Source organism: Mangrovibrevibacter kandeliae (assembly GCF_024519155.1).
Lineage (GTDB): Bacteria > Pseudomonadota > Alphaproteobacteria > Rhizobiales > Rhizobiaceae > Mangrovibrevibacter > Mangrovibrevibacter kandeliae.
On sequence record NZ_JANIFJ010000001.1, the window covers coordinates 512408 to 532416 of the forward strand.

Here is a 20009-nt window from a genome sequence, read left to right on the forward strand (position 1 = left end):
CGGGACGGCGCTCATGACTGGTCGCATCGACAGTCCCCACGGTTCGACACGGATCATGCGCCAGATCTTCGCTGCCCTTTTCCTTGCCGCATGGATGCCAGCGCTGGCATGGGCCGACGATCCGGTCGAGGCGGTGCGCGCCTTCTACAAGCCACCGTTCGAGGCCGAATTGGACGCTTCGCGCTATACCGATCCGGCACTGGCGGTGATCCAGACGGCTCATGACGGCAACACCGAGGGTGAGGGCAGCTGTCTCGACTTCTCCATCGCCATCGACGGCCAAGATTACGACGATGAGGAAATCACGCGGACACTGAGGCTGGCGGAAGAGCCTGCCGGCTCCGGCGAGGCGCGGGTGACGGCCTCCTTTTCGAACTTCGACACCCAGCAGGAGGTCGTCTGGACGCTCCGTCAGGTGAGCGGCGACTGGAAGGTCGCGGACGTCGAAGGCAATGGCTGGCGGCTCTCCGAGCTCTGCCAGTGAGGGTGGCATCAACATGATCGACGAGGTGAAACTCGCGCGGGCCTACAACCGCGCTCTGAAGCTCGAGAAGTCGGGAAAGCATCAGGCTGCTGCAGCCCTGTACCGGGAATGCCTGGCGCTCGACCCGCAGGACCACGGCGGTGCCGCCGTCCGTCTCGCGGCGATGAACGAGGGCCCGACGCCGACCAAGGCCTCCGATGCGTATGTGGCGACGCTGTTCCACCAGCAGGCCGAGATGTTCGAGGCGATCCTGGTCGACCAGCTCGGCTACGACGTGCCGGAACTCCTCGGCGAGCGGCTGGCCGGGTTGGGCTTGGACAGGTTCGGCCGGGTGCTCGATCTCGGCTGCGGCACAGGCTTGTCCGGCGAGGTGCTGCGCGAGCGCGCCGAGCATCTGACCGGTGTCGATCTGGCCGAAGGCATGATCGAAGTCGCGCACGAGAAGGAGATCTACGACCAGCTGTATGTTGGCGAGGTCGTGAATTTCCTCGAACAGGCGGACGAGCGTTGGGACCTCGTGGTGGCGACGGACGTGCTGCCGTATCTGGGCGATCTCGACGGTTTCTTCGCAGGCGCTGCGCGCTGTTTGACCTCGCACGGCCTTCTCGGAGTCTCGAGCGAGCGGATCGAGGCCGACGCGTCGCAGGCTCCGTTCATTGTCGGGCCGCATCAGCGCTTTGCGCACCAGGAGCGCTATCTTCGGGATCATCTGACGTCCCACGGCTTCGACGTCCTGAGCCTCGAGGAGATCACCGTCCGTCACGAAATGGGCGAGCCTGTCCCCGGTCATCTCGTCATCGCGCGCCGGAGCGTCGTCGCCTAGAGCGTCCGAACGCCGACAAAATAAGCACTACTGCCTATGTTCTAGACATGCTGTCTTTCGCAGCATCGTCGCTTGACTCGCGGGTCGCTGGTGATAGGCTCGCCTCACATACCGGCCTCGTAGAGCCGGATGGCATTCACGCCCCGCAGGCCGCCTCGTTTCCTCCCGCGAGTGCAGGCCGCGGGGCTTTTTGTTGCGAGTTGCTCCGTGTCCGATCCTCTCGATATCGGCGTTCTCTTCTCCCGATCCGGCGGTTATACGCTGCTGGCGGACGAGGCGCATGCGGGTGTGATGGCCGGTATCGCATCGGTGAACGAAGATCCCGCGCTCGACGTGGAACTGCGGGCGATCGAGCGGGACCCGGAAGGGCGGGCCGACGCCTACGCCGCACGATGCGAGGACATCCTCAGGAACTCGGGCGCACGCCACATCTTCGGCTGTACGACCTCGTGGAGCCGCAAGGAGGTGATCCCCGTGCTGGAGCGGCGCGGCGCAATGCTCTGGTACACCGCGCCCTACGAAGGGTTCGAGGCGAACGACCGCGTCGTCTACCTGCACGCCTGCCCGAACCAGCACCTGGTGCCGCTGCTGGCCTATGCGTTGCCGCGCTTCGGCCGGCGCGCCTTTCTCGTCGGCTCGAACTACATCTGGGGCTGGGAGGTGAATCGCCTCGCCCGCGACATCGTGTCGGACGCCAGCGGCGAGGTGCTGGGCGAGCGCTACCTGCCGATCGGCGACGTCGACGTCGGGCGCCTGATCGCCGAGGTGCGTGCCACGCGGCCCGACTTCGTCCTCAACAACCTGATTGGCCCGTCCTCTTATGCCTTCATCCGGGCCTATGCCGCGCTCGGCGCAGGCGATCCGGACTTCCGGGCCGAGCGCCGGCCGATCCTCAGCTGCAACCTGACCGAGGCCGAGCTCTCCGCGCTGGACGGGGCCGGCGAGGGGCACCTTTCGGTCGGCCCCTATTTCCGTGACGCCGGAGCGCATGCGCCGTCCCTCGGCGGAGCGATCTGCCGTTCCTCCTACTACGCCGCCGCCTTCAGTGCCGTGCGCATCTTTGCAGACGCCGTGCGGAGCATCGGGGATGCAAGTCCCGACGCGGTCGCCCGTTGCGCAACGGCACGACGCTACGACACGCCGATGGGCCCGATCGCGATCGACCCGCAGACGCAGCATGCGAGCCTGCCCGTCCGCATCGGCCAGATCCGGGGGGCCGGTTTCGAGGTGCTGCAGGTTTCGGACGCCCCGGTCGCTCCCGATCCCTACCTGTCGCGCTACGACCCGCATGCGCTCGTCACGCGGCCCGCCTTGCGGGTGGTGCCATGAGGCAGCGCCGGCGCATCCCAAACCTCGGCGGCGCACGCGCCGTGATCCTGCACCGGCCGCATCCGGTCGTGGCGGCGATCACCCGCCAGCTCGCGGCGATCGGTCTCGTCTTCTGCGACGTCTGGCCGGAGCTTCCGGCCGAGGCGCTCGGCGCCGACTTCGTCTTCTTCGACGCCGATCTCGGCTTCGACGAGCAGTTTCCCTGGACGCCGGGCGAGGCGCCGATGCCGCTGGTTGCGCTCATCGGCTCGGAGGCGCCGGGCCGGGTGGAGTGGGCGATGTCGCATCGCGCCGACTCCCATCTCGTCAAGGGCACGGTCAGCGCCGGCGTCTACAGCGCGCTCCTGATTGCCAAGCGCAGCTTCGAGGAGCGCCATCGGCTGGCGCGCGAGGTGGCGGCGCTGACAGAACGCATCGGCGAGCGGCAGACGATCGTGCGGGCCGTGATGGCGCTGGCGCGAGACGGAATCGGCGAGGCGCAGGCCTATGCGCAACTGCGCGCGCTCGCCATGAGCTGGCAGATGACGCTCGAGGCGGCGGCCGGACGCGTCGTCGCGCTGGGAGCGGGCGAGGGGGAGGGCCGCGATGACCGATCGCACCGTGCCTGAGGCCGCGACCGCCGCACCCGTCGCGGTTCACCGCGAGCGGGGCGTGCTCGCCCGCCTGCTCCGCCGGCCGCTGGCGCTGCTCGGCCTCGCCATCATCCTGCTGACGGTGCTCGGCGCCGTCTTCGCGCCGCATCTCGTCGCCCATTCACCCGACGAACAGCTTTTCGAAGGGCTGACGATCGAGGGCGCGCCGCTGCCGCCTGGTGGGCAGTTCCTGCTCGGCACCGACCTTCTCGGCCGCGACCTCCTCGCCCGCATCCTCTACGGCGCGCGCACCTCGCTGATCATCGGCATCCTCGCCAACGGCGTGTCTCTGACGATCGGCACGCTGGTCGGCGTCCTCGCCGGCTTCTTCCGGGGCTTCTTCGGCAACGTGCTGATGCGCTTCACCGACCTGATGATGGCCTTCCCCGCGCTGCTCCTGGCGATCTGCCTCGCGGCGGTGTTCCAGCCGAGCCTCTGGATCGTGGCGCTGGTGATCGCGCTGGTGAACTGGGTGCAGGTCGCGCGCGTCATCTACACCGAGACGAGCTCGCTCACCGCGCGCGAGTTCATCGAGGCGGAGCGCTCGATCGGCGCCGGCAGCGGGCGGATCCTGTTCCGCCACATCCTGCCGCATCTCTATTCGTCGATCATCGTCTACGGCACGCTCGGCATCTCGACGACCGTGCTGCTCGAGGCGACGCTCTCCTATCTCGGCGTCGGCGTGCAGCCGCCGACGCCCTCCTGGGGCAACATCATCTTCGAGAACCAGACCTACTTCCAGGCTGCGCCCTGGCTGGTCTTCCTGCCGGGCGCGGCGATCCTCGCGCTCGCGCTCGCCTTCAACCTCGTCGGCGACGCGCTGCGCGACGTCCTCGACCCGACGCAGCGGGGACGGCTGTGATGCTCGGCTATCTCGCCCGCCGCCTCGTCCAGGCGGTGCTGATCCTCCTCGGCGTCTCGGTCGTGACCTTCGCGCTCCTCTACCTCCTGCCGGCCGACCCGGTGCGGCAGATCGCCGGCCGCTCGGCGACGGCGCAGACGGTCGAGAACATCCGCCGCCAGCTCGGCCTCGACCAGCCCTTCCTCGTCCAGTACGGCCGCTACCTCCTCGGCCTCGTGCAGGGCGATCTCGGTCGCTCCTATCTGCAGCGCTCCGAGGTCTCCGACCTCATCGCGGCGCGGCTGCCGGCCAGCCTGCTCCTGATGGCCGGAGCGATCGTCTGCGAGCTCGCCATCGGCCTGACGATGGGGCTGGTCGCGGCGGTCAAGCGCGGCAGCGCCACCGACCAGACGCTGATGGTCGGCTCCTTCGTCACCGTCTCGGCGCCGCAGTTCGTGGTCGGCCTCCTGCTCCTCTACGTCTTCGCGGTGCGACTCGGCTGGTTCCCGATCGGCGGCTACGGCACGTTCCGGCATCTCGTCCTGCCGTCGCTGACCCTCGGGATCCTCGGCGCCGGCTGGTACTCGCGCATGATGCGCTCCTCGATGATCGACGTGCTGCGCCAGGACTACATCCGCACCGCCCGCGCCAAGGGGCTGCCGCGGCTGACGGTGCTGCTGCGCCACGCGCTGCCGAACGCGCTGCTGCCGGTGATCGCGATGATCGGCATCGACATCGGCCTGTTCATGAGCGGCATCGTGGTCGTGGAGAGCGTCTATGGCTGGCCGGGCATCGGCCAGCTCGCCTGGCAGGCGATCCAGCGGATCGACATCCCGATCATCATGGGCGTCACGCTGGTCTCGGCCTGCGCCATCGTCCTCGGCAATCTCCTCGCCGACATCGTCTCGCCCTTCATCGACCCCCGCATCAGACTGCGCTGACCGCACCACCCAATCCATCGACGACGCAAGGAAAGGACCCCTCCATGATGCACTGGCTGAAGACCACCACGGCCGCCGCCGCCCTCGGCATCGCGCTCGCCGCCGCCGCGCCCGCGCTCGCCGCCGACGGTCAGGGCGGCTCGATCACCGTCACCTACAAGGACGACGTGTCGACGCTCGATCCGGCGATCGGCTACGACTGGCAGAACTTCTCGATGATCAAGGCGCTGTTCGACGGGCTGATGGACTACGAGCCCGGCACGGCGAAGCTGCGGCCGGGCCTTGCCGAGAGCTACGACATTTCCGAGGACGGGACGGTCTTCACCTTCCACCTGCGCGACGGCGTCAAGTTCCACAACGGCCGCGCGATGACGGCCGACGACGTGAAGTATTCGCTGGAGCGCACCGTCAACCCGAAGACCCAGAGCCCGGGCGCCGGCTTCCTCGGCTCGATCAAGGGCTATGACGAGATGAGCGGCGGCACGGCCGACAGTCTGTCGGGCGTCAAGGTCGTCGACCCGAAGACCGTCGAGATCACCCTGTCGCGCCCGGATGCGACCTTCCTGTCGGTGATGGCGCTGAACTTCTCCTTCGTCGTGCCGAAGGAGGAGGTCGAGAAGTGGGGCGCCGACTTCGGCCACCACCCGGTCGGCACCGGCGCCTTCAAGCTGACCGACTGGACGATCGGCCAGCACCTGACCTTCGATCGCAACCCCGACTACTACCGCGAGGGCGCGCCGAAGCTCGACGAGATCAACTTCGAGATCGGGCAGGAGCCGATCGTCTCGCTGCTGCGCTTCCAGAACGGGGAGATCGACGTACCCGGCGACGGCATTCCGCCGGCCAAGTTCGTCGAGGTGATGAACAATCCCGACCTGAAGAAGCTCGTCATCGAGGGTGGCCAGCTGCACACCGGCTACGTCACCATGAACGTCAAGATGGCGCCGTTCGACGACGTGCGGGTGCGCCAGGCGGTCAACATGGCGATCAACAAGGCGCGCATCGTCCAGATCATCAACAACCGCGCGGTGCCGGCGAACCAGCCGCTGCCGCCGGCCATGCCGGGCTACGACAAGAGCTACGAAGGCTATGCCTACGATCCGGAGAAGGCCAAGGCGCTGCTCGCCGAGGCCGGCCATCCGGACGGCTTCGAGACCGAGCTCTTCGTCGCCAACGTCGATCCGCAGCCGCGCATCGCGCAGGCGATCCAGCAGGATCTCGCCGCGATCGGCATCAAGGCTTCGATCCAGTCGCTCGCGCAGGCGAACGTCATTGCCGCCGGCGGCGCCGAGGACCAGGCGCCGATGATCTGGTCGGGCGGCATGGCCTGGATCGCCGACTTCCCGGACCCGTCGAACTTCTATGGTCCGATCCTCGGCTGCGCCGGCGCCGTGCCGGGCGGCTGGAACTGGTCCTGGTACTGCAACGCGGACATGGACAAGCGCGCCGCGGCGGCCGACGCCATGGTCGATCCGGCCAAGGCGGACGAGCGGGCCAAGGTGTGGGGCGGCATCTTCACCGACATCATGAAGGACGCGCCTTGGGCGCCGGTCTTCAACGAGCAGCGCTTCACGCTGCACTCGGCCCGGATGGGCGGCGGCGATGCGCTCTATGTCGATCCGGTCGCGACCCCGATGAACTACCGCTACGTGACGGTCGACGATGTGCAGTAACTGCGACTACACGATCCACGGCCGCAGCCACCACTTCGGCTGGGACAAAAGCTTCGCACCGGTGCAGCACGCTGCACCGGGCTCGACGATCGAGTTCGAGTGCCTCGATTCCTCGGGTGGCCAGCTGACCCGAACGTCGACCGTCGCCGACGTTCCGGCGCTCGACTTCGGCAAGATCAACCCGGTGACGGGTCCGATCTTCGTCGAGGGCGCCGAGCCGGGCGATGCGCTGAAGGTGACGATCGAGGCGTTCAAGCCGTCCGGCTTCGGCTGGACGGCGAACATCCCCGGCTTCGGTCTCCTGGCCGACCAGTTCAAGGACCCGGCGCTGACGATCTGGTCCTATGATCCGTCCTCGCTCGAGCCCTCGGCCTTCGGCAGTCATGGCCGCGTGCCGCTGAAGCCCTTCGCCGGCACGATCGGCGTCGCGCCGGCCGAGCCGGGGCATCACTCCGTGGTGCCGCCGCGCCGCGTCGGCGGCAATCTCGACATCCGCGACCTGTCGGCCGGCACGGTGCTCTATCTGCCGGTGGAGGTGGCGGGCGCGCTCTTCTCGGTCGGCGACACCCATGCCGCGCAGGGCGATGGCGAGGTCTGCGGCACGGCGATCGAAAGCCCGATGAACGTCGTGCTCAAGCTCGATCTCGTGAAGGGCGCCAACCTGAAGATGCCGCGCTTCACGACGGCCGGCCCGGTGACCCGCCATCTCGACGCCAAGGGCTACGAGGTGACGACGGGCGTCGGGCCCGACCTGATGGAGGGCGCAAGGATTGCCGTCGGCGAGATGGTCGAGCTCCTGGCCAGCCGGTACAACCTCGACCCGGTCGACGCCTACATGCTGGTCTCGACCTGCGGCGACCTCCGGATCTCGGAAATCGTCGACATGCCGAACTGGGTGGTGTCGTTCTACTTCCCGCGCTGCGTCTTCGAGTGATGGCGGTGGGCGTGGGTCGAGCTTCGGCTGAATGCGGCTCGCTAGGGGCAACGGGTTGCCGCCATGGCGGGCGCGTTTCACCCCCCTCTGCCCTGCCGGGCATCTCCCCCTCAAGGGGGGAGATCAGCGAGTCGCTGGGCGTGGTGCTGAGCAGAGATTGTCGCTGCTTTGTCGACTTCATGCAGCGAGCGCAGGCCTTGACGCGCCAGATGTCCCCCGAGGTGTCCGCCCCTCGACCGGGGCTGAGAGGGCTAGGGAGGGGTGTCGGCCACCTCGTGCTGCCATGAACGAGGCGGCCATGCTCACGCGAGACGAGCCGGCCAGGGATCCGGCGCGCGAGCCGGTCCTCACCATCGAGGGGCTGACGATCGTCGTCGGCGGCGAGGCTGGCCCGCGGCCGGTGGTCTCGGACCTCTCCTTCACGCTCGGCCGGGGCGAGACGCTGTGTATCGCGGGCGAATCCGGCTCGGGCAAGTCGATGACCGCGCTGGCCATCATGGGCCTGTTGCCGAAGCCGGGCGCCGGCATCGCGGCGGGCTCCATCCGGCTCGGCGAAACGGAGCTGACCACGCTCGGCGAGGGCGGCCTGCGCCGGGTGCGCGGCGACCGTATCGCGATGATCTTCCAGGAGCCGATGACCTCGCTGAACCCGGTGCTGACGATCGGACGGCAGCTGACCGAGGCGATCCGGGCCCACCAGCCGGTCGGGCTTGCAGAGGCGCGCCGGCAGGCGGTCGCCGCGCTCGAGGCGGTGCGGATCTCGGAGGCCGAACGCCGGCTCGGCCAGTATCCGCACGAGCTGTCCGGCGGCATGCGCCAGCGGGTGATGATCGCGATGGCGCTGGCGCTCAAGCCGGACGTTCTGATCGCGGACGAGCCGACGACCGCCCTCGACGTGACCGTGCAGGCGCAGATCCTGCAGCTCCTGCGCGACCTGCAGGCCGAGCTCGGCACGGCGATCATCCTGATCACCCACGACATGGGCGTCGTCGCGGAGGTGGCCGACCGGGTGGTGATCCTGCGCCATGGGCGGCAGGTGGAGGAGGGCGCGGTCGGGCCGATCTTTGCCGTCCCGCGCGAAGGCTACACGCGTGAGCTTCTCGCCGCCGTGCCGCGGATCGGCGAGGGCGCCGGGCGGGTGGCCTCCCGCATGGCGGCGGCGACGAGGCCGCTGGTCGAGGTGAACGATCTCACGGTCGGCTTCGACCTCAAGGGCGGGCTCCTCGGCCGGGTGCAGCGCCGGGTCCACGCTGTCGAGGGCATCTCCTTCGACCTGCGGGCCGGGGAGACGCTGTCGCTGGTCGGCGAATCCGGCTGTGGCAAGTCGACGACCGCCAAGGCGCTGGCAGGGCTGGTGCCCTATGCCGGTGACATCGTGCTTGACGGGCGCAACGTCGGCGGGTTGCCGCGCGCGCAGACGAAGGCCGTGCGGCGCGACATCCAGATGATCTTCCAGGACCCCTTCGCCTCGCTCGATCCGCGGATGACCGTTGGCGAGCTGGTGGCCGAACCGATGGCGATCCACCGGACCGCGACGGCCGTGGAACGGCGCGAGCGGGTCGCGGCCCTGTTCGAGCGGGTGGGCCTGTCACCCGGGGAGGCCGGCCGCTATCCGCACGAGTTCTCGGGCGGCCAGCGCCAGCGTATCTGTATCGCCCGGGCGCTGGCCCTGCGGCCGAAGCTGATCGTTGCCGACGAGAGCGTGTCGGCGCTCGACGTCTCGGTGCAGGCCCGGGTGCTCGAACTCCTGCGCGAACTGCAGGCCGAGTTCGGCATCGCTTATCTCTTCATCTCGCACGACATGGCCGTGGTGGAGAACATCTCCGACCGCGTGGCGGTGATGTATCTCGGCCAGATCGTGGAGACCGGCACGCGCGACCAGATCTTCGCCGACCCGCGGCATCCCTACACGCGGCGCCTGATCGAGGCGGTGCCGGTGCCCGATCCCGCACGGCGGCGCGACGCCTTTCCCCGGCAGGCCGGCGAGATCCCGAGCCCGGTCCGCCCGATCGGGCAGCCGCCGGAGCGGCTGACGCTTGGCGAGGTACAGCCGGGCCACTGGGTGGCGGGTCACTGACCCACCACGACGGCGGCGTCGGTGCCGGCGACCGACGGCCTCCGACCCTGTGGGTGGGGCATCAGAAGAATCAATGACTTTACGCGACACGTGGCTGTCACGCCGCAGTGCTACGTCACCCTCCGACGCGGAAAGAGCGTTACGAACCGCTGCCTGCACGGCAGTGCAGCGGCCTCCCGAGGGGGTATCTGATGAACAATTTCGTTGCGCGCGCGGCGTCGGTCGCCGTGCTGTTGTCGATGTCGACCGCGATGGCTTCGGCCCAGTCGATGGACGAGCTCGTCGCGGCCGCCAAGAAGGAAGGCCAGCTGACGACGATCGCGCTGCCGCATGACTGGTGCGGCTACGGCGACGTCATCGAGGGCTTCAAGGCGAAGTACGGCCTCACCGTCAACGAGCTGAATCCGAACGCCGGTTCGGGCGACGAGATCGAGGCGATCAAGGCCAACAAGGGCAACACCGGCCCGCAGGCTCCTGATGTCATCGACGTCGGCCTCTCCTTCGGCCCGGCGGCCAAGAAGGATGGCCTGCTCGCCCCTTACAAGGTGTCGACCTGGGATTCGATCCCGGACAGCGCCAAGGACCCGGAGGGCTACTGGTACGGCGACTATTACGGCGTGCTGGCGATGGGCGTGAACAAGGATCTCGTCCAGGAGTCGCCGACGAGCTTCGCCGACCTCAAGGACTCCAAGTACGCCAACTCGGTCGCCATCCCGGGTGACCCGCGCACCGGCAACTCGACCATGATGACGGTCTACGGGGCGGGCGTCGCGGCCGCCGGCAAGGCCGGCGCGGATGCGGCCACGGCCGGCATCTCCTTCTTCAAGGACCTGAAGGACAACGGCAACTTCGTGCCGGTGAACGGCTCGGCGCAGAACATGGCGCAGGGCACGACACCGATCCTGTTCGACTGGGACTACAACATCCTCGCGATGCGCGACAAGCTGGCCGGCAACCCGCCGATGGACGTCGTGGTGCCGTCCGACGCCGTGATCGCCGGCGTCTACGTGCAGGCGATCTCCGCCTTTGCGCCGCATCCGGACGCCGCCAAGCTGTGGATGGAGTACCTTTACTCGGACGAGGGTCAGATCGGCTGGCTCAAGGGCTACTGCCACCCGATCCGCTTCAACGACCTGGCCGCCAACGGCAAGGTCCCGCAGGAGCTGATCGACAAGATGCCGGCGCCCGAGGGCTACGCCAAGGCCGTGTTCCCGAGCCTCGACGAGCAGTCGGCCGCCAAGGCCGTGGTCGCCGAGACCTGGGGCCAGCAGATGGGCGCGCAGTAAGTCGCATCGTCAAAGCGTCGGGACGGATGCCGGCAGCGCCGGCATCCGTTCTCCTGTTCCGGTTCGATGGAGCGTCGTTGGATGAGCGCCGAGGAAACGCTGGGGCCAGCGCCGATGCGCGCGACGTCTGAGGGGGCCACCCGGCGGCTCGGCCTGCGGCTCGGCGGCAGCTGGCTGGGGCTCGTGCCGTTCTTTGCCTTCGCGCTCCTGTTCCTGTTCCTGCCGATCCTCTATCTGGCGACCGGCGCCTTCCAGAACGCCGCCGGCGAGTTCACCCTCGCCAACTTCGCCGAGCTCGCGACGCCGAACCTGCGCGCAGCCTACTCGCTGTCGGTGCGGCTGAGCCTGGTTTCGGCAGCGCTCGGCACCATCACCGGCGTGCTGCTCGGCTATGCGGTGATCCTCGGCGGCCTGCCGCGCTGGGTGCGACCGGTGTTCATGACCTTCTCGGGCGTCGCGTCGAACTTCGCCGGCATCCCGCTCGCCTTCGCCTTCATCGCCACGCTCGGCCGCATCGGTCTCCTGACGATGGTGCTGCGCGACGTCTTCGGCTTCAACCTCTACGGCGCGGGCTTCAACCTGTTCTCGTTCTGGGGCGTCGCGCTGACCTATCTCTACTTCCAGATGCCGCTGATGCTCCTGATCGTCGCGCCGGCGCTGGACGGGCTGAAGACCGAGTGGCGCGAGGCGGCGGAAATCCTCGGAGCGAGCCGGAGGCAGTACTGGCTGCGCGTGGCGCTGCCGATCCTGATGCCGTCGATCCTCGGCTGCTTCCTGCTGCTGTTCGCGAACGCCTTCGGCACGCTAGCGACGGTCTACGCGTTGACCGGCTCGCGCTTCGCGGTGGTGCCGATCGTGCTGTACCAGCAGATCCAGGGCAACGTGCTCTACAATCCCAATCTCGGCTACGCGCTTGCCGTCGGAATGGTGGTCATCATGGCGGTGTCGAACACGATCTATCTCGTGCTGCGCACCCGCGCCGAGCGGTGGCGGACGTGAGGAGGTCCCTCCCCATCGTCTCGACGCTGATCGTCCTCCTGGCGGCGTCCTATTTCCTGATCCCGCTCTACGCGACCTTCCAGTTCTCGCTGCAGATGGTGCGCGGCCAGTGGAGCTTCGAAGCCTACAGGTCGGTGTTCAACAGCGACGTCTTCGCTGCCACCGTCACCTTTTCGACCATCGCGTCGCTGGCGGCGATCCTCGTCGGCGTGCTCATCGTGGTGCCGACCGCCTACTGGGTCCGGCTGAGGCTGCCGCGCTGGCGGCCGGTGGTGGAGTTCGTCAGCCTGATGCCCCTGATCATTCCGCCGGTGGTGCTCGTCTTCGGCTATGTCCGGCTGTTCGGCTCGACGTCCTATCTGCCGCTGACGCTGAGCAATGCCGGCACCAACACGCTCCTCGTCGCCGGCTACGTCGTCCTGTCGCTCCCCTACATGTACCGGGCGGTCGACAACGGCATGGCGGCGATCGACATCAAGACGCTGACGGAGGCGGCCGAGATCCTCGGCGCCTCGCGCTTTCGCACCATCGCGGCGGTGATTTTCCCGAACGTGCGCTCGGCGATCGTCTCCGGCGCATTCCTCAGCTTTTCGATCTCCTTCGGCGAGTTCGTCATCGCCAGCCTCCTCAACCGGCCGGCCTTCGGCCCCTACCTCGTCCAGATCGGGCAGGACCGCGCCTACGAGCCGGCGGCGCTGGCCATCATGTCCTTCGCGCTCATCTGGGCGTGCATGGTGCTGATGCAGCTCTTTGCGGCGCGCAAACCGGGCGGGCGCATCCTGCCGCGCCTGATCCGTCCGTCAGCAAGGAGCGTCACGCCATGAGCTTTCTGAGGATCGAAGGCGTCAAGAAGAGCTTCGGCGGCAACACGGTCGTGCGCGGCTTCGACCTTTCGGTGGAGAAGGGCGAATTCATCTCCTTCCTCGGGCCCTCCGGCTGCGGCAAGACGACGATGCTGCGCATGGTCGCCGGCTTCGAGACGCCGACCGCGGGCACGATTTCGATCGACGGGCAGGACGTCACGGCCCAGCCGCCGAACCGTCGGCGGATCGGCATGGTGTTCCAGGCCTACGCGCTGTTCCCGAACATGAGCGTCGCCGACAACGTCGCCTTCGGCCTGAAGATCGCCGGGATGCCGGCCGCGCAGATCCGCGAGCGGGTCGCCGAGATGCTGACGCTGATCGGCCTGCGCCACCTGGCCGACCGCTACCCCTACCAGCTGTCCGGAGGCCAGCAGCAGCGCGTGGCGCTCGCGAGGGCGCTGGCGCCGAGCCCGCGGGTGCTCCTGCTCGACGAGCCGCTTTCGGCGCTCGACGCCAAGATCCGCGTGTCGCTGCGCGAGGAAATCCGAGCGCTGCAGCGCAAGCTCGGCATCACCACCATCTTCGTGACGCATGATCAGGAAGAAGCGCTGTCGATGTCGGATCGCATCGTTGTGATGAACGAGGGGCGCGCCGACCAGATCGGCACCCCGTTCGAGATCTACAACCGGCCGAAGACCCGCTTCGTGGCCAGTTTCGTGGGCAATCTCAGTCTTCTGGAAGGCGAGGGCACAGGCGACGCACGGGCCATCCTGGCGGGCGACGAGGTGATCCTGCCGTTCCCGGCGCGCGGCAGGGTGATCCTCGGGCTTCGACCGGAAGCGGCTTCGCTGCAAGCCTCGGCGGACAGGACGAACCAGCTGACCGGCAGGATCGACGAGGTGAACTTTCTCGGTTCGCTGGTGCGCCTGCGCGTCGCCGTTGCCGGGGCCGGCGTCCTGGTCGACATGTTCAACAACCCCGGCAACCCGCCGCCGGGTCGCGGCGACATCGTCACGATCCACTTCGCCCCCGCGGACGTGCAGGTGCTCGAGCATACGCCGCCGGAGCTTGCCATCGCGGCGGAATGAGCCGCGGGGCGACGGCGAGGCTCTGTCGTGGAAACGGCTGAGACGTCGAGCAATGCCTGGCACCGAGAGCGGCTCGAGGCCTGCCTCACGACCTGTGCGCCCTCGGCCGCATTCTTGAACCGGCATCGTGCCTGAAGGCACCACCCCATGAAGCGGCAAAAGCAGGGGTCTCAACAGGGCGAGGGAGTCCTTTAAGCCAAAATTACCAGTTCACTGCATACAAATTCCCGAGGGGCCGTACGCGGAGCTCGGCCCGCTCGACAACGAACCGAAGCTTTTCGTCCGATGCAGTCGTGAGCGATCGAGGCCGCCGCCGATGTCCATCAAACTGAAGCTCCTGCTCGGCTGCCTGGGCCTGACCCTGATCACCGTCTTCATCGGCGCCTTTGCGGTTCAGTCGCAGCGCCGGGTGGAGCTGCTCTCGAGCCGCATCTACGATCAGGGTCTGATCCCGGTCAGCTACCTGCGCAAGGCGCAGAACGCGCTCGTCGGGCTCGAAGCGGACTACCTGAAACAGGAGGGAAATCGCGAGACGGCGATGGAGCCCTCGGCGCCGCTGCCGCCGGAGCGGGTCGCGCAGCTGGAGACCGTGCTCGCCGAGGCGAGCCGGGCGGTCGACATCGCCGCCGACGGGACGACCTCGGAAGCGGCCAAGCAGCTGACCATGGAGATCCGCCAGAGTCTGAGCCGGCTGCAGGCGACCAACGGTGTCCTGACGCCGCGCATGCTGTTGCGCGAGCTGCAGGGGCTCGACGAGCGGATGCGCTCGGCCGTGGGCCTGGTGGAGACCGGCGCCCTCGGAATGCGCGACGAGGTCGAAAGCGTCATCACCGATTCCGCCCGCAACACCTGGCAGGCGATCGCCGGCGCGGTCGCGCTCGCCTTCGTGATCTCCTTCCTGCTGGCGCAGTCGATCGTGCCGCCGCTGCGCAACGCGATGAAGATCGCCAAGGCGATCGCCGACGGCAAGCTCGACAACGAGATCAAGAGCCGCGGCCGCAGCGAGACGTCCGTGCTGCTCGGCGCGCTCGCCACCATGCAGGAGAGCATCTCCAAGCAGATCCGCCGCATCGAGCAGCTGATGGCGACGCAGGCGACGAGCTACGACGAGCAGATCGCCGTGCAGAAGGTGCGCTTCGAGGCGGCCCTGCAGAACATGACGCAGGGCCTGTGCATGTTCGACGAGAACCTCAAGCTCGTCGTCACCAACAAGCGCTTCGGCGAGATGTTCGGCGACGTCAACATGAAGGTCTCCTCGCGCGAGATCCTGCTCGACCGACGCCTGCGCCACATCCTGGCGCCGAGCGGCGGGCCTTACTTCACCTCGGAGATGCCGGACGGGCGGATGATCGCGATCGCGCGCCAGTGGATCGAGGGCGGTGGCCTGGTCGTGACCTTCGAGGACATCACCGAGCGCCACGACGCCGAGCAGAAGCTGAAATATCTGGCGCGCCACGACGCCCTGACCGACCTTGCCAATCGCACCGAGTTCCGCGAGCGGCTCGAGGCGGCGATCCTCCAGGAGAACACCGCGGTCCTCTGCCTCGACCTCGACGACTTCAAGACGGTCAACGACACGCTCGGCCATCCGGTCGGCGACGTCCTCTTGCAGGCGGTGGCCGAGCGGCTGCGCGAGTGCGTCAGCGACAACGATCTCGTGGCCCGCATCGGCGGCGACGAGTTCGCGATTATCCAGAACTCCGCCAATCAGCCACGCGCGGCCGAAGATCTCGCCTCACGCATCATCAAGGCCATCGCGCGTCCCTTCGAGATCGAGCACCATCAGTTCTCGATCGGCGTCAGCATCGGCGTCGTGCTCGGTGCGCAACCGCTGACGGAGAGCGACGCGGGCACACCCGCCGACGTGCTCCTCAAGAACGGCGATCTCGCGCTCTATTCGGCGAAGGCGGAAGGCCGCAGCACGTTCCGCTTCTTCCGGAGCGAGATGGGCGAGCACATGCAGCATCGCCGCCAGACCGAACTCGACCTGCGCCGCGCGATGGAGAACGACGAGCTGGAGCTCTTCTACCAGCCGTTCTTCGACGTCGAGCGGCAGGCGATTTCCGGCTTCGAGGCGCTGATGCGCTGGCGCCATCCGACACGCGGCTTCGTCTCGCCCGGCGAGTTCATCCCGCTGGCGGAGGATGTCGGCCTGATCGAGCCCCTCGGCGTCTGGGCCCTCAAGACGGCATGCCGCGCCGCGGTGCACTGGCCGCGCGATCTTGGTGTTTCGGTCAACCTGTCGCCGCACCAGTTCCGCGGCGGCACTCTGCTCGAAGACGTGCGCGACGTTCTCCGGCGGACCGGGCTCGAAGCCAGCCGACTGCAGCTGGAGGTGACGGAGTCACTGATGCTGAAGGACACCGATGGGACGCTCGCGGTGCTCGAGGCCTTCCGCGCGATGGGCATCCGCGTCTCCATGGACGATTTCGGCACCGGCTACTCCTCGCTCGCCTACCTCAGCCGCTTCCCCTTCGACAAGATCAAGATCGACCAGTCCTTCGTGCGCGACATGGACAAGCCGGAGAACCTTGCGGTCGTGCGCGCGGTGATCGGGCTCAGCCGCGCCATGGGGATCTCCGTCATCGCGGAGGGCGTGGAGACGCCGGCCCAGTACGCCGCGCTGAAGGCGGAAGGGTGCGAGGAGATGCAGGGCTACCTCTTCTCCAAGCCGCGGCCGTTCTCGGACATTCCGAGCCTGCTGATGCACTTCTCAGAGCGGCGGCAAGCGCGCGCGCGGACTGCCGGCGCCGAGAGGCGGACCGAGTCCAGCTGAGGGCGCTTCAGCTCCGGGGTTCGCTCGCGACCGAGGGCAGGGCGCCGACGGCGGACAGCTCGATCTCGATCCGCTCGAGGCGCGGGTCGTGCGGATCGCGCCTGAGGGCGAAGCCGAGCTGGCGCGCCATCTCCAACATGCTGCGGTTTTCGGCAAGAACGTCGCCATAGACGCGGTGGATGCCGCGGTGCCGGGCGTAATCGAGAATCTCCTGCATCAGCGCATAGCCGAGGCCTCGGCCCTTCTGGTCCGAGCGGACCATCACCCCGAACTCGGCGGCGACGCCATCGGGGTCGGAGATCAGCCGTGCCACGCCAAGGATCGCACCGGTGCGCCCCTCCGCGGGCTGGAGCACGAGCGCCATCTCGCGGTCGTAGTCGATCTGGGTGAGGCGGGCCGCGAAGCCGTGTCCGATGGTCTTGATCGGCGCGAAGAAGCGCAGGCGGATGTCGTCGGGATCGGAGCTCTGCAGCATGCCGATCAGAGCCGGCTCGTCCTCCGGCCGGATCGGGCGGCAGAAATAGCGGGCGCCGTCGCGGGTGGAGAGCGTTCGCTCGAGCATCGTCGGATAGGCGCGAATGGCGAAGGGAATTCGGGTGCGCTCGGTGCGGGCCTTGACCTCCACGCGCGCGTCGAGCGCCAGCACGCCGTCGGCATCGGCGAGCAGCGGATTGATGTCGAGCTCGAAGATCTCCGGCAGGTCCGCCAGCATCTGGGACAGCTTGACGAGCGTCGTGGCGATCGCCTCGCGATCGGCAGCGGGGCGGTCGCGATAGCCGCCGAGGAGCCGGGCGACGCGGGTGCGATCGATCATCGCCCGCGCGAGCACGAGATTGAGCGGCGGCAGGCCGAACGCCCGGTCCGCCACGACCTCGACGGCCGTGCCACCCTGGCCGAAGAGGAGCACCGGGCCGAAGGTCGCGTCCTCGGTCGCGCCGAGGGTCAACTCGTGCGCCTGTGGCCGCTGGATCATCGGCTGTACGGTGAAGCCGTCGATGCGCGCGCCCGGTCGTGCCGCAGCAAGCCCCGCCAGCAGGGTCTCGCCCGCTTCGCGCACGGCCGTCTCGCCCACCAGATCGAGACGCACGCCGACAGGGTCCGACCGGGGGGGCAGATCGGGCGACAGGATCTTCAGCGCGACCGGCCCGCCGAGACGGCCGGCCACCGCGGCCGCCTCGTCCGGCGTCGATGCGACGTCGATCGGCACCACCGGCACGGCGTACGCCGCCAGAAGCGCTGTCGCCTCCGGTGCGGACAGAAAGCTGCGCCCGTCCGCCAGCACGGCATCGATGATGGCGCGCGCCGCGGCCTTGTCGACGCCCTCGACGTCGACGGCGGGCGGCGTTTCCATCAACAGCGTCTGGTTGCGGCGATAGTCCACGAGATGCATGAAGGCGCGGATCGCCTCGTCCGGCGTCTCGTAGGTGGGAAAGCCGCTGGCCGAGAACAGGCGCCGCGACGCGCGGGCTCCTTCGGCGCCGAGCCAGCAGGTCAGGGCCGCGGAGCGCCGGTCGCGCTGGAGCCTCGCCAGCGTCGCCTCGGCACAGTCGAGACCGTCGGCGACTGCCGTCGGGCAGTTCAGCACCAGCACCGCGTCCTTGCCGGGATCGGCGAGAACCGCGTCGAGAGCGGCGCCGTAGCGGCTTCCGTCCGCGTCGCCCCCGAGGTCGACCGGAGTGCCGATCGATCCGCCGGGGATGACCCTGGCCAGGATCTCCAGCGTCTCCGGCTGCAGCACCGCCGGCTCGCCGCCGTAATCGGCCAGCGCATCGGTGGCGAGAACCCCGACGCCGCCGCCATTGGAGAGGATGGCGAGGCGCGAGCCGGCGGGGCGCAGGCCCGTCGCCAGCGTCCCGACGGCCTCGAACAGCTCGCGAAGCGAACCCACCCGCAACATCCCGGCGCGCCGGAAGGCGGCGTCGTAGACGGCATCGGAGCCGGCGAGGGCGCCGGTGTGGGAGGTGGCGGCCCGCGCACCGGCCTCGCTGCGTCCCGCCTTGATCACCACCACCGGCTTGGTTCGCGCGGCGAGTCGCGCAGCCGACATGAACTTGCGCGCATTGGTGATCGACTCGACGTAGAGCAGGATCGCCTTGGTGTGCGCGTCGACCGCCAGCTGATCGAGGAGGTCGCCGAAATCGACATCCAGCATGTCGCCGACCGACACCACATGGCTGAAGCCGATCCGCCGGTCCGCGGCCCAGTCGAGCATGGCGGTGACGATCGCGCCGGACTGGCTCACGAAGGCGATGTCGCCTTGCGGGGGCGTCAGATGGGCAAAGCTCGCATTGATGCCGAGGCCCGGCGAGATGAAGCCGATAGAGTTCGGGCCGACGAGCCGCATGGTCGATGGCCGGGCGGCATCGAGCATCGCCTCCCGCGCGGTCGAGGCGCCGAGGCCGGCGGTGAGAACGACGGCGGCACGGCATCCGCGAGCGGCGAGCTCCGCGAGGAGGCCCGGCACGGCCGGAGCCGGCGAGGCGACCACCGCCAGATCGGGGTCCAGCGGCAACTGGGCAACCGAGGAATAGCAGATGCTCGATCGGATCGCCCGCTCATGCGGATTGACCGGCATGATGGGCCCGCTGAACCCTGCGGCGAAGAGATTGCGCGCGACGACGGCGCCAACCGAGCCCGGCTGGTTGCCGGCGCCGACCAGGGCGATGGTTCTCGGTCGGAACAGGGCGTCGAGATTGCGGATCGTCATATCGCGTTTCCTCCGGGATCGAACGCCGCAGCGCGCGAGCTACGCTTTTCATTTTGAAGCGATCTTGCCGTGTTTGAAGCCTGCGACCAACCCTTCGCCGCGCCTTCGGCGACGCGGCGGTGTCCGGAAGCCAAACCGTCCTGCGACCGCGGCGCCGAAGTCGCCTTCCCATTCGCGGTGTCCGTGCCGCCGGCGAGCCACGCGAGGAGGCGCCGGGCGGCGATGTGGCGGTTGAGGTCGTAGGCGGGGTGGCCGGCACGTGCCAGCCGGAGGAGACGGCGCAGGTCCGCCGCGGCGCGGGTCTGCAACTCCTCCCGCAGGGCAGCCGGCACGCGATCGGGTCCCTGCCGCAGGTCCAGGCGGCCGATTTCACCGATGTTCAGCCCGAGGCGCAGGAAGGCGCTCGACAGCTGTGCGGCGGAACGGCTGGCCGCCTCCGCCTCACGCAGGCACGCCGCATGGCGCTTCGCCGCCTGCCGCAGCCGATCCTCCAACCGCCCAAGTTCGCTCTGGCCCGCCGTCATCGCTCGTCCCCGGTCCTCATCGTGCCGAAGGGTGGGACAAGGCGCGAAGGCGGGAATAATTTCCCTTCCGGCTGTCGGCAGAGTTGCGGAAT

16 protein-coding genes are annotated in these 20009 nt (G+C 68.5%); 14 read left to right on the forward strand and 2 right to left on the reverse strand.

What is annotated here, in order from left to right; translation table 11 throughout:
- Positions 1 to 13 precede the first annotated feature (13 nt).
- The 14 genes from NPA30_RS02455 (at position 14) to NPA30_RS02520 (ending at position 16686) form a co-directional block, all read left to right on the forward strand.
- On the forward strand, positions 14 to 484 hold the full coding sequence (locus NPA30_RS02455; RefSeq protein ID WP_256800743.1) for a YbjP/YqhG family protein: 471 nt from the start codon (positions 14 to 16) through the stop codon (positions 482 to 484).
- Positions 485 to 497: 13 nt separating this feature from the next.
- On the forward strand, positions 498 to 1307 hold the full coding sequence (locus NPA30_RS02460) for a methyltransferase domain-containing protein (protein WP_256800744.1): 810 nt from the start codon (positions 498 to 500) through the stop codon (positions 1305 to 1307).
- A 207-nt stretch (positions 1308 to 1514) separates the two neighbouring features.
- On the forward strand, positions 1515 to 2636 hold the full coding sequence (locus tag NPA30_RS02465) for a transporter substrate-binding protein (RefSeq protein WP_256800745.1): 1122 nt from the start codon (positions 1515 to 1517) through the stop codon (positions 2634 to 2636).
- A complete protein-coding gene (locus tag NPA30_RS02470; protein WP_256800746.1) occupies positions 2633 to 3244 on the forward strand; it encodes an ANTAR domain-containing response regulator in 612 nt (203 codons plus the stop codon). Before NPA30_RS02465 ends, NPA30_RS02470 begins: the two co-directional genes overlap by 4 nt.
- Positions 3222 to 4130 carry an ABC transporter permease gene (locus tag NPA30_RS02475; protein WP_256800747.1) on the forward strand — a complete coding sequence of 303 codons (909 nt, stop codon included), beginning with the start codon at positions 3222 to 3224 and terminating at the stop codon, positions 4128 to 4130. Before NPA30_RS02470 ends, NPA30_RS02475 begins: the two co-directional genes overlap by 23 nt.
- Entirely contained in the window at positions 4130 to 5050 is a 921-nt protein-coding gene (locus NPA30_RS02480) for an ABC transporter permease (protein ID WP_256800749.1), read from the forward strand. The genes NPA30_RS02475 and NPA30_RS02480 overlap by 1 nt, the downstream gene beginning before the upstream one ends.
- Before the next feature lie 44 nt (positions 5051 to 5094).
- Positions 5095 to 6723: an ABC transporter substrate-binding protein gene (locus NPA30_RS02485; RefSeq protein ID WP_256800750.1), complete on the forward strand. Its 1629-nt coding sequence runs from the start codon at positions 5095 to 5097 to the stop codon at positions 6721 to 6723.
- Positions 6713 to 7657 carry an acetamidase/formamidase family protein gene (locus NPA30_RS02490; protein ID WP_256800751.1) on the forward strand — a complete coding sequence of 315 codons (945 nt, stop codon included), beginning with the start codon at positions 6713 to 6715 and terminating at the stop codon, positions 7655 to 7657. The genes NPA30_RS02485 and NPA30_RS02490 overlap by 11 nt, the downstream gene beginning before the upstream one ends.
- A 298-nt stretch (positions 7658 to 7955) precedes the next feature.
- Complete coding sequence (locus tag NPA30_RS02495; protein ID WP_256800752.1) at positions 7956 to 9734, forward strand: ABC transporter ATP-binding protein; 1779 nt, start codon at positions 7956 to 7958, stop codon at positions 9732 to 9734.
- Between the two features lie 191 nt (positions 9735 to 9925).
- Positions 9926 to 11020 carry an ABC transporter substrate-binding protein gene (locus NPA30_RS02500; protein ID WP_256800753.1) on the forward strand — a complete coding sequence of 365 codons (1095 nt, stop codon included), beginning with the start codon at positions 9926 to 9928 and terminating at the stop codon, positions 11018 to 11020.
- Positions 11021 to 11134: 114 nt separating this feature from the next.
- Entirely contained in the window at positions 11135 to 12019 is an 885-nt protein-coding gene (locus NPA30_RS02505) for an ABC transporter permease (RefSeq protein WP_256801541.1), read from the forward strand.
- Complete coding sequence (locus NPA30_RS02510; protein WP_372338730.1) at positions 12016 to 12843, forward strand: ABC transporter permease; 828 nt, start codon at positions 12016 to 12018, stop codon at positions 12841 to 12843. Before NPA30_RS02505 ends, NPA30_RS02510 begins: the two co-directional genes overlap by 4 nt.
- Positions 12840 to 13910 (forward strand): ABC transporter ATP-binding protein, encoded by a 1071-nt coding sequence (locus tag NPA30_RS02515; RefSeq protein ID WP_256800755.1) that lies wholly within the window; start codon positions 12840 to 12842, stop codon positions 13908 to 13910. Before NPA30_RS02510 ends, NPA30_RS02515 begins: the two co-directional genes overlap by 4 nt.
- A 316-nt stretch (positions 13911 to 14226) precedes the next feature.
- Positions 14227 to 16686 carry a putative bifunctional diguanylate cyclase/phosphodiesterase gene (locus tag NPA30_RS02520; RefSeq protein ID WP_256800756.1) on the forward strand — a complete coding sequence of 820 codons (2460 nt, stop codon included), beginning with the start codon at positions 14227 to 14229 and terminating at the stop codon, positions 16684 to 16686.
- Positions 16687 to 16693: 7 nt separating this feature from the next.
- On the opposite strand, the gene NPA30_RS02525 is transcribed toward NPA30_RS02520, so the two are convergent.
- Positions 16694 to 19393 carry a bifunctional acetate--CoA ligase family protein/GNAT family N-acetyltransferase gene (locus tag NPA30_RS02525; protein WP_256800757.1) on the reverse strand — a complete coding sequence of 900 codons (2700 nt, stop codon included), beginning with the start codon at positions 19391 to 19393 and terminating at the stop codon, positions 16694 to 16696.
- Positions 19390 to 19917: a hypothetical protein gene (locus NPA30_RS02530; RefSeq protein WP_256800758.1), complete on the reverse strand. Its 528-nt coding sequence runs from the start codon at positions 19915 to 19917 to the stop codon at positions 19390 to 19392. The genes NPA30_RS02525 and NPA30_RS02530 overlap by 4 nt, the downstream gene beginning before the upstream one ends.
- Positions 19918 to 20009 lie beyond the last annotated feature (92 nt).

Excerpts from the sequence above, each read along its gene's own strand:
- NPA30_RS02455 (WP_256800743.1), top strand. The coding sequence starts at position 14 with ATGACTGGTCGCATCGACAGTCCCCACGGTTCGACACGGATCATGCGC.
- NPA30_RS02460 (WP_256800744.1), top strand. The coding sequence starts at position 498 with ATGATCGACGAGGTGAAACTCGCGCGGGCCTACAACCGCGCTCTGAAG.
- NPA30_RS02470 (WP_256800746.1), top strand. The coding sequence starts at position 2,633 with ATGAGGCAGCGCCGGCGCATCCCAAACCTCGGCGGCGCACGCGCCGTG.
- NPA30_RS02475 (WP_256800747.1), top strand. The coding sequence starts at position 3,222 with ATGACCGATCGCACCGTGCCTGAGGCCGCGACCGCCGCACCCGTCGCG.
- NPA30_RS02480 (WP_256800749.1), top strand. The coding sequence starts at position 4,130 with ATGCTCGGCTATCTCGCCCGCCGCCTCGTCCAGGCGGTGCTGATCCTC.
- NPA30_RS02485 (WP_256800750.1), top strand. The coding sequence starts at position 5,095 with ATGATGCACTGGCTGAAGACCACCACGGCCGCCGCCGCCCTCGGCATC.
- NPA30_RS02490 (WP_256800751.1), top strand. The coding sequence starts at position 6,713 with ATGTGCAGTAACTGCGACTACACGATCCACGGCCGCAGCCACCACTTC.
- NPA30_RS02495 (WP_256800752.1), top strand. The coding sequence starts at position 7,956 with ATGCTCACGCGAGACGAGCCGGCCAGGGATCCGGCGCGCGAGCCGGTC.
- NPA30_RS02500 (WP_256800753.1), top strand. The coding sequence starts at position 9,926 with ATGAACAATTTCGTTGCGCGCGCGGCGTCGGTCGCCGTGCTGTTGTCG.
- NPA30_RS02505 (WP_256801541.1), top strand. The coding sequence starts at position 11,135 with ATGCGCGCGACGTCTGAGGGGGCCACCCGGCGGCTCGGCCTGCGGCTC.
- NPA30_RS02515 (WP_256800755.1), top strand. The coding sequence starts at position 12,840 with ATGAGCTTTCTGAGGATCGAAGGCGTCAAGAAGAGCTTCGGCGGCAAC.
- NPA30_RS02520 (WP_256800756.1), top strand. The coding sequence starts at position 14,227 with ATGTCCATCAAACTGAAGCTCCTGCTCGGCTGCCTGGGCCTGACCCTG.
- NPA30_RS02525 (WP_256800757.1), bottom strand. The coding sequence starts at position 19,393 with ATGACGATCCGCAATCTCGACGCCCTGTTCCGACCGAGAACCATCGCC.
- NPA30_RS02530 (WP_256800758.1), bottom strand. The coding sequence starts at position 19,917 with ATGACGGCGGGCCAGAGCGAACTTGGGCGGTTGGAGGATCGGCTGCGG.